The following is a 13,656-nucleotide window of genomic DNA, read 5'->3' as shown; positions in this document are numbered from 1 at the left end:
CATAAACGACTTAATCCCCTCCGTCCCCTTTTTCAGGCACGGCCCTTGCGGGCCGTGCCTTCAAGCCTCAGCGCAGCACCTGCTCCACCAGCTGCACGTCCACCGTCTGCAGCGGTTCGGCGGCGTTGCGCGACAGCTGCACCTGGTAGGTGCCACCGTCGATCTTCCACTGGCGCGCCTGTGCATCGTAGTGGGCCAGCGTCTTCGGCTCGGCCTCGATGCGGATGCGGCGCTGTTCGCCCGGCTGCAGGGTCACCTTGTCATAGCCGATCAGGCGGATCGGCGTGGTGCTGCCGGCCGGCAGCTTCAGGTACAGCTGGGCCACGTCGGCACCGGCGCGCTTGCCGGTGTTGCGGATGTCGACGCTGGCGACCAGGCGCGAACCTTCCACGCTCACCTTCAGGTTGTCATAGGCGAACGAGGTGTAGGACAGGCCATGGCCAAAGGCGAAGGTCGGGGTCAGGCCCTTGGCCGCCATCCACTTGTAGCCGACGTTGGCGCCTTCGATATCGAAATCGAACACATCACCGAACGGCTTGGCCGGCTTGAAGCCGAGGCCGTCGATGTGCGGGCGCGGCAGCTGCGATTCGTCCGTCACCCAGGTCACCGGCAGGCGGCCGGACGGATTGACCTGGCCGGTCAGCAGTGCGGCAATGCCTTCGCCACCGCGGATGCCCGGGTACCAGGCCTGCAGCATCGCCGGCACCTGCGCCAGCCACGGTGTGCGCACCGGGCCGTTGGTTTCCAGCACCAGCACGGTCTTCGGGTTGGCCTTGGCCACTGCCGAGATCAGGGCATCCTGGTTGTCCGGCAGCTGCATGTCCGGCAGGTCCACCGATTCGGCAGCCCACTGCGTGGCAAACACGATGGCCACATCCGCCTGCGCGGCCGCCTTGGCCGCAGCAGCGGCGTTGGTGCCATCCACATACGTGATAGTCGCGTCCGGGCGCGCCGCACGCAGCGATTCCAGCGGCGAGGACGGATGGAAGATCACCGGGCCCGGCCAGGTGGTCGGCATCACGCCGGGCACCGCGTTGGTGCCCTTGGCGGTCACGCCCACCATCGATGAACCACCGCCACCGATCACGCCCTTGTCGGCATGGCCGCCGATGATGACGATGCGCTTCACGCTGTCGGCCAGCGGCAACAGGTTGCCCTCATTGCGCAGCAGCACGCTGCCCTCCTCCACCGTACGCTGGGCAACGGCGAAGCCGGCCTCGGCATCCACCTTCTGGTGCTGCGGCGGGTTGTCGAAGTTGCCATGCAGGAACATCGTGCGCAGGATGCGCGCCACCATGTCGTTCAGGCGCGCCTGCGGCACCACGCCGCCATGCACGGCCAGGCGCAGCGGTTCATCGAAGAACACCGCCGCGTCGAACACCTCACCGGCCGACTGCTGGTCCAGGCCGGCCAGCGCAGCCTTCGAGCCACTGTGCACGCCACCCCAGTCGGACATCACGAAACCGGGGAACTTCCATTCCTGCTTCAGCACCTGGTTCATCAGGTAGCCGTTCTCGCAGCCGTAGGTGCCGTTGATCTTGTTGTACGAGCACATCGCCACGCCCGGGCGACCGGCATCCAGCGCGATCTCGAAGGCCAACAGGTCCGACTCGTGCATGGCCTGTTCGCCGATGCGCACGTCGTGGAAGTTGCGACGGGTCTCCATGTCGTTCAGCGCGAAGTGCTTCATCGAGGAGATCACGTGCTGGCTCTGCACGCCCTGGATCAGCGCGCCAACCATCGAGCCGGCCAGCAGCGGGTCTTCGCCGGCGTACTCGAAGTTGCGGCCGTTGCGCGGGTCACGCTGCAGGTTGACGCTGCCCGACAGCAGGATATTGAAGCGCTGCTGCCACGCCTCGCGGCCCATCGTGGCGCCACCGGCGAAGGCAACTTCGCGGTTCCAGCTCGATGCGGTGGACGGGCCCGATGGCATCGCCGTGGCGAAGTCGCCCGGGCGGATGCCCCCCGGATTGGTCACGCCGACACCGGCATCGGCCGACTGCTGCGACGGGATGCCCAGCCGCGGTACGCCCGGCACGAAGCCGGCCGAACCGACCGCACCTTCCGGCAGCGGGCCGCCGTCCTTGCCCAGCCCGAAGTAGCTGTGCAGCATCTGGAACTTCTCATCCTCGGTCATCGCCTTCAGCAGCAGCGCAGCGCGCGCATCGGCGTTGAGCGTGGTGTCCATCCACGGCGTGTCGCCGTGCTTGTCGGCGGCATAGGCCAGGGTCAGCAGGGTGGCACGCAGCGTGCTGCCTTCCACCTTGAACGGCGCGCTGCTGGCGGCTTGGAAGCCGTCGCTGAAATAGCTGGCATCGGCTTCCAGCGCCACACGCGCCGGATCGAAGCCTGCGGCCTTGGCCGATTCACCGGCCACCGCGCCGAGCAGCACCGCCGGTGCACCCAGCCGCGAACGGGTGACCAGCGCCGGCAGCTGCGCCGCACCTGCACCGGCATCGGTATAGACCGCCACAGTGTGGCGGCCATCGTCCAGGCGCAGGTAGTTCAGGCCCGGCTGGTCGGGGCCGGATTCAGCGGCGATCGGCAGCCGGGTCAGAACAGCCTGGCCGCGCTGGGTCTGGCCATCGTCCTTGCCGGCGGCAATGAAGCGGTACTCGTAGCCCAGGCCATCGGCCAGCACCTGCAGCGGATCGACCTGGCCGATGCCGCGCTGCACCTGGCGCACGCTCACCGCGTCCACCTTCAGGCTCTTCAGTTGCGCGGCCAGCGCCGGCATCGCCTCGGCGTGGGGCGCCTGTTCCAGGGTCAGCACAGTGAACGCGGCCGGGTCGGCCCAGGCCGGAGCGGCCAGTGCGGCAGACAGGGCCAGAGACAGTGCAAGCGGTTTTGTAAACGTTTTCATCGGCAGGCGTAATTCCGTTGCCAAGGCAATCGGTCCAGGGAAAGTGCCGCCGAAGGGTGCAGCGTTCATGCCGCGCAGGGGTTGCCAGGCAACGCCCCGCAGGCCGATGGACGGGCCGGTCTGCGCGCGGGACCCTCCTCCCGGCGTGACAACCTGCCTGCCCGGGCCGCGCAGGGCGACCCAATCCTGTGAAGATTGTGCGAGGGCGTTCACACCTGTCAACAGGACCTAAGTCACAGAGGCAACCCGGCCAATGGTTATCAGGCCATCACTGGCGGTCATCAGCGCGCCGCGCGAGGCTGCTGATAATGGAGATCCCTGGCCACGAATCGAGCCCATGACCGTACATCGCGACTTCGATCATCACTGGCGCGACCGCTGTGACACCTCCAGCCAGCGCGCGCCGCGCGTGCTGATCCGGGTGTTCGTGGCCCCGGGCGAGCTGGAGCGCAGCGTGGCGTTCTACGAGCAGTTGCAGGGCGTGGTAGCCGATGCGGGGTTCCCGTTCCCGGAAGCCGGGCTGCGCCTGGCGATGGTCGGCGCCTTCCTGCTGATCGAAGGCAGCCAGGCGGCACTGGCCCCGTTCACCTCTACCACGGGGACACTGCTGGTCGATGATGTTCGGCCCTATCACGACAAACTGGTCGCCGCCGGCGCCGAGATCATCTTCCCGCTGCAGGTAGTCCCGACCGGGGCGGCGTTCAACGCGGTGCATCCCGATGGCACCGTGGTTGAATACGTGCATCACCGGCCGGATCCGAACGGGCGCTGAGGGGGCGCACGGCCGGGCAGCGCCCGGCACCCGCGGTAGGCAACCTCAGAAGCAACAGCCGAAGCAAAAGCGGGCTTCCTGTGGGTTGGCGGGGTAGGGCCGGTTGCGTTGACGCCGTGCAATCCGTCTGTCGAAATAATCGATTTCGATTGAGATTCATCCACGCATGGCGTGGATCTACAATCCCTCAATGTCCTCCCCCGCCCTGCCCTGGAATGGCACGTTGCTGCTGGATGCTCACGTGGCCGTGCTGCAGGGTCATGCCGGTGACAGCGCCGCGCACGCGCACTACGCCCATCAACTGCTGCTCAGCGACGGCGCAGCCTGGCAGGTCGAGGTCGATGGCGTGCAGCAGCAAGGCCAGCGGCTGTGGCTGCCATCATTCCAGCCGCACGCGATCCTGTTAGCGCCAGAAGCAGGCTGCACGGTGTTTCTTGAGCCGACGCATGCCAATCCCGCACAGATCCAGCAATACCTGCACGCACTGCCGGGCAACGCGCTGGAACTGCACGGCTGGCTGCCACGGCTGAGCCGCCCGCAACCGCTGGACCGCCGCGTGCAGGCGGCATTGGCCCGTATCGCCCAGCACCTGCCCGGCCCGGTGCCGGCCGCCGATATCGCCGGGGCGGCGCACCTGTCGACCAGCCAGCTGCACCGGCGTTTCCAGTCTGATCTGGCGGTGACCCTGCGCGGCTGGGTGCTGTGGCAGCGGCTGCGCCGCGCACTCATGCATCATCTGCGCGGGCACACCCTGACCGACAGTGCGCATGCCGCTGGATTCGCCGATCTGGCCCATCTGTCGCGCAGCCTGCGCCGCATGTTCGGTATCGGTGCCGCGCAGCTGCAGGGCCTGCAGCTTCAAGCGGCCTGAAACGGCCCATCATCCGCGCCTGCGCAGACCTTCCGGCAGCTCCGGCACCTCGCCGTGCGGCAGTTCGCGGAACGGCGCCAGCAGCTGTCCCGGATAATCGCGCGGATAGTCCGGTTGGCTGCCGATGCCGAGGTCGCGCTGCTGCAGCCGATAGCCCGGCGCATCGAAGGCGGTCCCCAGCAGGTGATCCCAGACGGTCAGGAACAGGCCGAAGTTGACGTCGCCAGCGGTGCCGTAACGCATGTGGTGGAAGCGGTGCAGCGGTGCCCACGCCATCACCCGGCCCAGCAGGCCCGGGCGCATGTCCACGTTGGAGTGCTGCAGCAGCAGCTGGATGGCAATGGCGAAGGCCAGCACCGCAGCCACCGGCATCGGCAGGCCCAACAGCAGCAGCGGCAGTACGCCGCCCACTGCTTCGGCCGCCTGGTGCAACGGATGCTTCATCAAGCCGTTGAAGCCGTACATGCGGGTGACGCTGTGATGCACCGCGTGCAACCGCCACAGCCAGCCGACGCGATGGCTGGCGTAGTGCACCAGGGTAATGCCAAGGTCGGCGCAGACGATGGCCAGCAGTACCTGCAGAACGAACGGCCACTGCAGCGGCCACAGCTGCCACGGAAGGAGCGCTGCCAGCAGCGGCACCGCAGCGATCGACAGCAGGTTCAGGCTTTCGTTGACCAGTGCATGCAGGGTGTCACGCAGACTGTCGCCGTGGTCGTGGTTGAACGCGGGGTCATACGGCCAGGCACGTTCGGCAGCGAACGAAACTGCGATGGCGACCGCCAGCAAGGCCAGCAGCCATAGCGGATCGCCATGGAGGTGGCCGACCCAGACGACGGCGGCGGCAACGAAACCGAGCAGGAACAACGGGGCATACAGGCGGAGGATCCAGTGTTTCATGGGCAACCCGGAACGTGAGGGGCCTGCATGCTGGCGCGGCACGACGGTTGCGCGCTTGAACAAACGGCGCAACCCGCCCCGTCTCGGTGGATATCCCCCCTTTGGCCGACACCGCGTTTCCCCCACCCACGGATGGCGTGGATCTACAATGGCGCCCTCATCGCGCCCGGTACCGGCATGGATTCCTTCAACCTGATGCGCGCCTTCCGCCGCATCGTCGAACGCGGCGGGCTGGCCCGCGCTGCCGAAGACCTGGGCATGTCGCCGGCCGGGCTGAGCAAGCAGTTGCGCACGCTGGAAACGCACCTGGGCGTGGTGCTGCTGCAGCGGACCACGCGGCGCATGAGCCTGACCGAGACCGGCCACGCCTATTACCGCGAATGCTGCCGCCTGCTCGACGAATTGGACGCATTGGAACGTGGCATCGCCGAACAGCGTGGCGAGGTGGCCGGGCGCCTGCGTGTCAATGCACCGCAGTCGTTCGCACTGAGCACGCTGTCGCCGCTGCTGCCACGCTTCCTGCAACAGCATCCACAGCTGTCGCTGGACCTGGTGATGGAAGATCGCCTGCTCGATGCGGTCGGTGAGGGTTTCGATGTGTCGTTGCGGCTGCGTGCCGAGCTGGACGACTCGCGACTGGTGGCGCGCCGGCTTGCCTCGCTGCAACAGGTGCTGTGCGCTGCCCCGTCCTACCTGCGGCAGCATCCAGCACCGCAGGCGGTGGACGATCTGCAGGCGCACAGCGTACTGGCCTACAGCCTGTCCGACTCCCCCGGCAGCTGGCCGCTGCTCGGCCCGGATGGGCAGGTGACCATCACCCTGCCGGCACGCGTCACCGTCAACAACAGCCTGCTGCTGCGCGACCTGCTGGTGGCCGGCATGGGCATCGGCGCCCTGCCCTCGTTCCTGGCGGCACCAGCGCTGGCCCGTGGCGAACTCCAACAGGTGCTGCCCGACCACCGCTATCCGCCACGCTTCGTGCATGCGGTCTATCCCACGTCGCGCCACCTGCAACCCAAGGTGCGTGCCTTCATCGATTTCCTGCACGCCGAGCTGCCCCGCTGCGCCGGCCTGGATTCGTAACCGCCAGCGAAAACTGAGCTGCCCACGGCGCGCTGTTTCGGCCCCGCCGCGCTGCCTAATCTGCCGCCTCCCCTCTCACCGATGGCAGGCAGATGTCTCCCGTTCCTTCCCCCGCCACCGCCGCGCCGGTGGTCGACTTCTTCCACGACGTGGTCTGCGGCTGGTGCTTCGTGCTGGCCCCGCGCCTGCAGCAGGTCTCGGCCGAACTCGGCATCCAGGTGCGCCATCGCAGCTTCGTGCTGCAGGACTCGCGCGCGCAGATGGTCGAGGTGTTCGGCTCGATGGAGCGCGCCAAGGCGATCATCCTGCGCCACTGGACCGACTGCGCCGCGCATGAAGACAGCGCGCGCATCGATATCGAAGGCATGCGCGCACAGGACTTCGAATATCCCTCCGGCTGGCTCGGCGCACTGGCCTGCCAGGCCGCAGGGTTGATCGGCGGCAATGATGCCCATGGCGCAATGTTCGACGCGGTGCAATGGGCGCACCTGCACCAGCACCGCAACATCGGCGACGCCGAAGTGCTGCTGGATATCGCCGAATCACTGGGCCATCCCCGTGGTGCCTTCGCTGACCACATGCGCAGCGACGCAGTACGCCAGCACGTGCAGGCCGATCGTGCCGACGCCGCTGCCCTCGGCATCCGCTCCATTCCCACCGTGATCGGCGGCAACGGCCTGCGCCTGCAGACCCTGCCGCTGCCGCAACTGCGCCAGGCCCTGGCGCCCCTGGTCGCGGCCTGAGCCGCACCCTCCCCCACCCTGCAAGGAGATTCCCCCATGACCCCACGTATCCTGGCCAGCGCGCTGGCCCTGCTGCTGGCCGGCACCGCGGCGTCCACCACCGTGTCCGCGCACGAACGCGTTCCCTCCGGCCAGCAGGTCGGCACCAGCCCCTGGGGGCCGAAGGACGAGATCGGCCGGCTCAACCTGATCACCGAAGCCTCGCGTGCGGCGATCCTGTCGCGGGTCAGCGGCGGCAAGGCCTATGACCTGGCCACCGACTACTACGTCGGCATGCCCAGCTGGCAGGACGCCGGCGACCCGCACTACCAGTTCTGGATGACCCACACCCCGCGCGGCACGGTGATGGACGACCCGATGGGCGTGGGCGAGACCATGAACCTCACCCGCAGCTACACCGGCACCGCGTTCTCGATGTACAGCCACACCGGCACCCACATCGATGCGCTGAACCACTTTGGCATCCACGGAAAGATCTGGAACGGCTTCGAGGCCGACAAGCATCTCGGCGATCGTGGCTGGAATGTCACCGGCATCGAGAAATTCCCGCCGCTGATCGCGCGTGGCGTACTGATCGACGTGGCCGCCGCCAAGGGCGTGGACATGCTTCCGGACAGCTACCGCGTCACCCGCCAGGACCTGAAGGATGCGCTGGCACGCCAGCGGGTGAAGCTGCAGCAGGGCGACGTGGTGCTGATCCGCACCGGCCGCATGCGCCTGTTCGAACAGCCCAAGGCCTACATGACCAACCCGCCGGGCATGGGCCTGGACGCGGCGCGCTTCCTGGTTGAGGACAGCGGCGCGATGATCGTCGGCGCCGACAACCTGAGCTTCGAGACCTTCCCCTCGGAGGTGGCCGACGACTACGTGCCGCTGCACACCTACCTGCTGGCCCAGCAGGGCGCGCCGATCATCGAACTGGTGGCGCTGGATGAACTGGCCCGCGACAAGGTCTACGAGTTCGCCTTCATCGGCGGCCCGCTGAAGATCCGCGGCGGCGATGCCGCGCCGCTGCGCCCGGTCGCGCTGCCGGTCCGCCCGTAACCGGGCCCTGTGGGTGCCGACCTGGGTCGGCACTCCTTTCCCACTTCAGCAACCTGAAACCCGGCCCGCCAATTTCATTAGTAATTCTACTCACAAGGCGAGTAGCATGTCTGGTCTCAGCCCCTGATACCAGCCCGCCGATACTCGCTCCATGCCTGTCGTTTCCGCCCGTTCCTGCCGCTTCCAGCCCGCCCGGCGCCTCCCTTGGAGGACCGGCTGATGGGCGCCGTCGTCGCCCTCGACCGGCTGCTGGACGGCCGCCAGTTGTGGCGCGGCCCGGCCCGCCAGGGGCCGGCCAGTGACCACCTGGCCAGCGGCCACCCGTCGCTGGACGCACGCCTGCCCGGCGGCGGCTGGCCGGCCAGCGGGCTGTGCGAGGTGCTGCAGGCGGCGCCGGGCGTTGGCGAACTGGCACTGGTCTGGCCGGCGCTGGCCAGGCTGAGCCAGCGCGACCGCCCGATCGTGCTGGTCGCCCCACCCTATCGCCCGCATGCCCCGGCCTGGGCCGCGGCCGGGCTGGATCTGGCCCAGCTGCAGATCATCCATGCTGCGCCGAAGCAGGCGCTGTGGGCGGCCGAACAATGCCTGCGCTCTGCGGCCTGCGCGGCGGTGCTGTGCTGGCCGCACCAGGCCGACGATCGCGCCCTGCGCCGGCTGCAGGTCGCCGCCGACAGCGGCCAGTGCCTGGGCTTCGTGTTCCGCGAGGCGCAGGCAGCGCGCAACCCCTCCCCGGCCAGCCTGCGCCTGCAGCTCGACCACGGCCAGGTAAGGGTGCTGAAGTGCCGTGGCGGCCTGCCACCCGCGCAGCCGTTGCCACTGGCCATCACCCACTGAGGCCGCGCCATGCACTGGGCCTGCCTGTTGTTGCCGCAGCTGGCGCTGGACAGCGTGCTGCGCCTGCAGCCGGACCCCCAGCGGCCACTGGTGCTGCTGCAGGGCCCAGCGCAGCGCCGCGTGCTGCGTGCGGTCAGCCCGGCCGCGCGCGCAGCAGGGCTGCGCCCGGGCATGCTGCTGTCGGCTGCGCAGGTGCTGGTGCAGGACATGCACCTGCACGACTACGACCCTGACGCGGAACAGCACACCCGGCAGCTGCTGGCCAGCTGGGCCTACGCCTACAGCTCGCAGGTCAGCCTCGATTTCCCGCATGCACTGGTGCTGGAAATCGGCGCCAGCCGTGCCCTGTTCGGTGACTGGCTGACGATCGAAAAGCGCCTGCGCAACGAACTGCATGAACTCGGTTTCCGCCACCGCCTGGTGGCCGCCCCCACGGCACATGCCGCGCGCGTGCTGGCCAACGTCCACGACGGCCTCGGCATCGATGCGCAGCAGCTGCCAGCGGCACTGGCGCAGCTACCCTTGCCGCGCTGCGGCCTGCCCAGCGACGCGGTGACCGTGCTCGGCCGTTCCGGCCTGCGCACGCTGGGTGCGGTGCTCGAGCTGCCGCGTGACAGCCTGGCCCGGCGCTTCGCCCCGGAGGTACTGCAGCAGCTGGATGCACTGCGCGGCCTGCCCACCGCGCCGCTGCGCTACTACCAGCCACCGGACCGTTTCGATGCGCGCATCGAATTCGAATACGAGATCGAATCCAGCCAGGCCCTGCTGTTCCCGCTGCGCCGCCTGCTGCTGGACCTGGCCGCCTTCCTGTGTTCGCGCGATGGCGGCGTGCAGCGCTTCGACCTGCATTTCGAGCACGACCTGCTGCCGGCCAGCGTGCTGACCATCGGCCTGCTGGCCCCCGAACGCGATCCTGCGCTGCTGTTCGAGATCGCACGCAACCGCATGGAAGCGTTCGCCCTGCCGGCCGGCAGCCGCGCACTGCGACTGCAGGCCGAGCAGCTGCCACCGTTCGTGCCCGCCGCGCGCGACCTGTTCGATACCCGGCCGGCGCAGGCGATGCCCTGGAACCAGCTGCGCGAGCGCCTGCGTGCGCGGCTGGGTGATGACGCCGTGCAGCCGCTGGCGGTGCAGGCCGACCATCGCCCCGAACGCGCCAGTGGCACCCAGCCACCGGCCAAGCCCCCGTCGTACTGGCCACTGCGCCCCGGCTGGTTGCTGGACACCCCACAACCGTTGCGTGACCCGCGCCTGCGCATCGTCGCCGGGCCGGAGCGGATCGAATCGGGCTGGTGGGACCAGGCCGACGCACGCCGCGACTACTACGTGGTGGAAACCGCACACGGCCAGCGCGGCTGGGCCTTCCGTGAGCGCAACGATCCGCATGCGCCGTGGATGCTGCACGGCTGGTTCGGCTGAGCCGCCATGCACAGCGAACTGCCCGGCTACGCCGAACTGCACTGCCTGTCGGCCTTCAGTTTCCAGCGCGGTGCTTCGATCGCCGAAGAACTGTTCGCGCGCGCCGCTGGCCAGGGTTACCGGGCACTGGCGATCACCGACGAATGCTCGCTGGCCGGCATCGTGCGCGCTTGGCAGGCGGCGAAGGCGCATGGCGTGGCGCTGATCGTCGGCGCCGAATTCCAGGTCGAGGACGGCCCGAAGCTGGCCCTGCTGTGCACCGACCAGGCCGCCTATGCCGGGCTCTGCCAGTTGATCACCACCTGCCGGCGGCGCGCAGCCAAGGGCGAGTACCGCTGCCTGCGCGAGGATCTGCTCGGCCTGCCCGACGGCCTGCTGTGCCTGTGGCTGGACCGGCAACCGGCCGCCACCGACCTGGAACTGCTGCGCGCCGGCTTCAATGATCGGCTGTGGTTGGCGGTGGAGCTGCACCACGAACACGACGACGCACGCCGCCTGCAGCAGCTGCAGGCCTTCGGCCAACGCCACCGCCTGCCGCTGGTCGCCAGTGGCGACGTGCACATGCACGTGCGCCGCCGCCGCGCCCTGCAGGACACCCTGACCGCGATCCGCCACCGCTGCAGCGTGGCCGAGGCTGGCTGGCGCCTGTTTCCCAACGGCGAGCGCCATCTGCGTCCGCGCACCGCGCTGGCCCAACTGTATCCACCCGAATTGCTGGCCGAGACCCTGCGCATCGCCGAGCGCTGCCACTTCACCCTGGAACAGCTGCAGTACACCTACCCACGCGAGCTGGTGCCCGAGGGGCATGACCCGGACAGCTGGCTGCGCGTGCTGGTCGAGCGTGGCATCCCCTGGCGCTGGAAAGGCGGCATCGAACCGAAACAACGCGAGCAGATCGAACACGAACTGGCGTTGATCAAGCAGAAGAACTACGCCTCGTACTTCCTCACCGTGCAGGACATCGTGCGCTTCGCGCGCAGCCAGGACATCCTCTGCCAGGGCCGCGGCTCGGCGGCCAACTCCGCGGTGTGCTTCGTGCTGGGCGTGACCGAGATCGACCCGGCACGCAGCAACCTGCTGTTCGAGCGCTTCATCTCCGCCGAGCGCGACGAGCCACCGGATATCGACATCGATTTCGAGCACGAGCGCCGCGAGGAAGTGCTGCAGTACGTGTTCAAGCGCTATGGCCGCGAGCGCGCCGCACTGACCGCGGTGGCAATCAGCTACCGTGGCCGCAGCGCGATCCGCGACGTGGCGCGTGCACTTGGCCTGCCGATGGACCAGGTCAACGAATTGGGCGCGGCGATGGACCACTGGGGCGGCAACATCCCATTGCCGGAAACCCTGCGCGAGCGCGGTTTCGATCCGGACACGCCCTTGATGCGGCGCCTGCTGGCGCTGACCGCCGAGCTGATCGACTTCCCGCGCCACCTGTCGCAGCACCCCGGCGGTTTCGTGATTTCCGAACATCCCCTGTCGACCCTGGTGCCGGTGGAAAACGCGGCGATGGCCGACCGCACCGTCATCCAATGGGACAAGGACGATCTGGATGCCACCGGCCTGATGAAGGTCGACTGCCTGGCGCTGGGCATGCTTACCGCCATCCGCAAGTGCCTGGCCATGCTGAAACAGCATGGCCTGCATGAAGGACGCATGGATGCGATCCCGCCCAAGGATGCAAAGACCTTCGACATGATCTGCGCCGCCGACACCATCGGCGTGTTCCAGATCGAATCGCGCGCACAGATGGCGATGCTGCCGCGCATGCAGCCACGCACGTTCTATGACCTGGTGATCGAGGTGGCAATCGTGCGCCCTGGCCCGATCCAGGGCGACATGGTGCACCCCTATCTGGAGCGGCGCCGGATCCTGCGCGAACAGGGACCGGACGCGTTGAACGACCCGGACAACCCGCTTTACCCACCGCAGCTGGAACGCGTGTTCGCACGCACGCTGGGCGTGCCATTGTTCCAGGAACAGGTGATGCAGCTGGCGGTCGAAGCAGCCGGTTACACGCCTGGCCAGGCCGATGCCCTGCGCCGTTCGATGGCGGCCTGGAAACGCCGTGGCGGCTTGGAACCGCATCGTGAAAAACTGCTGGCAGGCATGTTGAAAAACGGCTTCAGCCGCGAATACGGTGAGCACCTGTTCGAGCAGATCAAAGGGTTCGGTGATTACGGTTTCCCGGAAAGCCACGCCGCCAGCTTCGCCCTGCTGACCTATAACAGCTGCTGGCTGAAATGCCACCATCCGGCCGCGTTCACCGCCAGCCTGATCAACAGCCAGCCGCTGGGTTTCTACAGCCCCGACCAGCTGCTGCAGGACGCGCGCCGGCATGGCATCCGCGTGCTTCCCGTGGACGTGCGCCACAGCGACTGGGACTGCACGCTGGATTTCAGCAGGGGCGCGGCCGCGATCCGGCTCGGCCTGCGCCTGGTCGACGGCTGCAATGAAGCGGCTGTACAGGCCATCATGCGCGAACGTGCACGGCGCCCGTTCGACGATGTGGGCGACCTGTGCCAGCGCACCGCCCTGGATCGCCGCCAGCAGGGCCTGCTGGCCGATGCCGGTGCGCTGCGCGGGCTCAGCGGCCATCGCCATCGTGCACGCTGGGATATCTCCGGCGTGGAGAACCGGCTGCCGCTGTTCGACCAGGCCCGCGCCACCGCTGAAGCACGTGTGCCGCTGCCCCTGCCCAGCGCCTGGGAGGACATGCAGGCCGATTACCGCAGCATCGGCACCACCCTCGGCCGCCACCCGATCTCGTTCCTGCGCACGCAGCTGCGCAGCCGCGGCTGCCTGGATGCCGCGCAGCTTGCGGGCCACGGCCATGGCCGTCGCGTGCGCATCGCCGGCCTGGTCCGCATGCGCCAGCGCCCGCAGACCGCCAGTGGCGTTACCTTCCTCACCCTTGAAGACGAGACCGGCATGGTCAATGCCGTGGTCTGGCGGCACCTGGCCGATCGCCAGCACCGGGTCCTGGTCGATACCCGGCTGATGCAGATCGACGGCCGCCTGGAACGCGTCGATGGCGTGCAGCATGTCATCGTGCAGCGCATGCACTGCCTGGATGAACTGTTGCAGGGGTTGCGCAGCCACAGCCGCGATTTCCATTGACGATACACAG

The 13,656-nt window shown here is 68.3% G+C and carries 10 protein-coding genes; 8 read left to right on the top strand and 2 right to left on the bottom strand.

All coding sequences use genetic code 11. From position 1 onward, the window contains the following. Positions 1 to 67: 67 nt before the first annotated feature. A complete protein-coding gene (locus J3A72_RS11395; protein WP_014647502.1) occupies positions 68 to 2,863 on the bottom strand; it encodes a glycoside hydrolase family 3 C-terminal domain-containing protein in 2,796 nt (931 codons plus the stop codon). 337 nt (positions 2,864 to 3,200) lie between these two features. Between J3A72_RS11395 and J3A72_RS11390 the strand changes: the two genes are divergently transcribed. Together J3A72_RS11390 and J3A72_RS11385 are read left to right on the top strand one after the other, a co-directional pair. Next, positions 3,201 to 3,635, top strand: coding sequence for a glyoxalase (locus J3A72_RS11390; RefSeq protein ID WP_075075608.1), 435 nt, complete (start codon positions 3,201 to 3,203; stop codon positions 3,633 to 3,635). Between the two features lie 166 nt (positions 3,636 to 3,801). Continuing rightward, a complete protein-coding gene (locus tag J3A72_RS11385; protein WP_075075607.1) occupies positions 3,802 to 4,506 on the top strand; it encodes an AraC family transcriptional regulator in 705 nt (234 codons plus the stop codon). Between the two features lie 9 nt (positions 4,507 to 4,515). Here J3A72_RS11385 and J3A72_RS11380 read toward each other — a convergent pair whose 3' ends face one another. Continuing rightward, positions 4,516 to 5,406, bottom strand: a complete 891-nt coding sequence (locus tag J3A72_RS11380) for a sterol desaturase family protein (protein ID WP_075075606.1) — start codon at positions 5,404 to 5,406, stop codon at positions 4,516 to 4,518. Between the two features lie 132 nt (positions 5,407 to 5,538). On the opposite strand from J3A72_RS11380, the gene J3A72_RS11375 reads away from it, so the two are divergent. The 6 genes from J3A72_RS11375 (at position 5,539) to J3A72_RS11350 (ending at position 13,646) form a co-directional block, all read left to right on the top strand. Continuing rightward, complete coding sequence (locus tag J3A72_RS11375; protein WP_172617720.1) at positions 5,539 to 6,489, top strand: LysR family transcriptional regulator; 951 nt, start codon at positions 5,539 to 5,541, stop codon at positions 6,487 to 6,489. Positions 6,490 to 6,581: 92 nt separating this feature from the next. Continuing rightward, on the top strand, positions 6,582 to 7,232 hold the full coding sequence (locus J3A72_RS11370; RefSeq protein WP_053496081.1) for a DsbA family protein: 651 nt from the start codon (positions 6,582 to 6,584) through the stop codon (positions 7,230 to 7,232). Between the two features lie 36 nt (positions 7,233 to 7,268). After that, positions 7,269 to 8,276, top strand: a complete 1,008-nt coding sequence (locus J3A72_RS11365; protein WP_014647508.1) for a cyclase family protein — start codon at positions 7,269 to 7,271, stop codon at positions 8,274 to 8,276. Positions 8,277 to 8,495: 219 nt separating this feature from the next. Then, positions 8,496 to 9,110 (top strand): translesion DNA synthesis-associated protein ImuA, encoded by a 615-nt coding sequence (imuA, locus tag J3A72_RS11360; protein ID WP_046431211.1) that lies wholly within the window; start codon positions 8,496 to 8,498, stop codon positions 9,108 to 9,110. A gap of 9 nt (positions 9,111 to 9,119) precedes the next feature. Next, positions 9,120 to 10,529 (top strand): DNA polymerase Y family protein, encoded by a 1,410-nt coding sequence (locus J3A72_RS11355; RefSeq protein WP_046431214.1) that lies wholly within the window; start codon positions 9,120 to 9,122, stop codon positions 10,527 to 10,529. Positions 10,530 to 10,535: 6 nt separating this feature from the next. Continuing rightward, complete coding sequence (locus J3A72_RS11350; RefSeq protein WP_032957267.1) at positions 10,536 to 13,646, top strand: error-prone DNA polymerase; 3,111 nt, start codon at positions 10,536 to 10,538, stop codon at positions 13,644 to 13,646. Positions 13,647 to 13,656: the final 10 nt, after the last annotated feature.

It is taken from the genome of Stenotrophomonas sp. PvP093 (genome assembly GCF_017876915.1).
Taxonomy (GTDB): domain Bacteria; phylum Pseudomonadota; class Gammaproteobacteria; order Xanthomonadales; family Xanthomonadaceae; genus Stenotrophomonas; species Stenotrophomonas muris.
The sequence above is the reverse complement of the archived record's forward strand: the minus strand, read 5'-3'. Positions and strand labels throughout refer to the sequence as shown.

What these genes read in the sequence shown, in the direction of transcription:
- J3A72_RS11390 (WP_075075608.1), top strand. Translation starts at nt 3,201, where the DNA reads ATGACCGTACATCGCGACTTCGATCATCACTGGCGCGACCGCTGTGAC.
- J3A72_RS11395 (WP_014647502.1), bottom strand. Translation starts at nt 2,863, where the DNA reads ATGAAAACGTTTACAAAACCGCTTGCACTGTCTCTGGCCCTGTCTGCC.
- J3A72_RS11380 (WP_075075606.1), bottom strand. Translation starts at nt 5,406, where the DNA reads ATGAAACACTGGATCCTCCGCCTGTATGCCCCGTTGTTCCTGCTCGGT.
- J3A72_RS11350 (WP_032957267.1), top strand. Translation starts at nt 10,536, where the DNA reads ATGCACAGCGAACTGCCCGGCTACGCCGAACTGCACTGCCTGTCGGCC.
- imuA (WP_046431211.1), top strand. Translation starts at nt 8,496, where the DNA reads ATGGGCGCCGTCGTCGCCCTCGACCGGCTGCTGGACGGCCGCCAGTTG.
- J3A72_RS11365 (WP_014647508.1), top strand. Translation starts at nt 7,269, where the DNA reads ATGACCCCACGTATCCTGGCCAGCGCGCTGGCCCTGCTGCTGGCCGGC.
- J3A72_RS11370 (WP_053496081.1), top strand. Translation starts at nt 6,582, where the DNA reads ATGTCTCCCGTTCCTTCCCCCGCCACCGCCGCGCCGGTGGTCGACTTC.
- J3A72_RS11385 (WP_075075607.1), top strand. Translation starts at nt 3,802, where the DNA reads ATGGCGTGGATCTACAATCCCTCAATGTCCTCCCCCGCCCTGCCCTGG.
- J3A72_RS11355 (WP_046431214.1), top strand. Translation starts at nt 9,120, where the DNA reads ATGCACTGGGCCTGCCTGTTGTTGCCGCAGCTGGCGCTGGACAGCGTG.
- J3A72_RS11375 (WP_172617720.1), top strand. Translation starts at nt 5,539, where the DNA reads ATGGCGTGGATCTACAATGGCGCCCTCATCGCGCCCGGTACCGGCATG.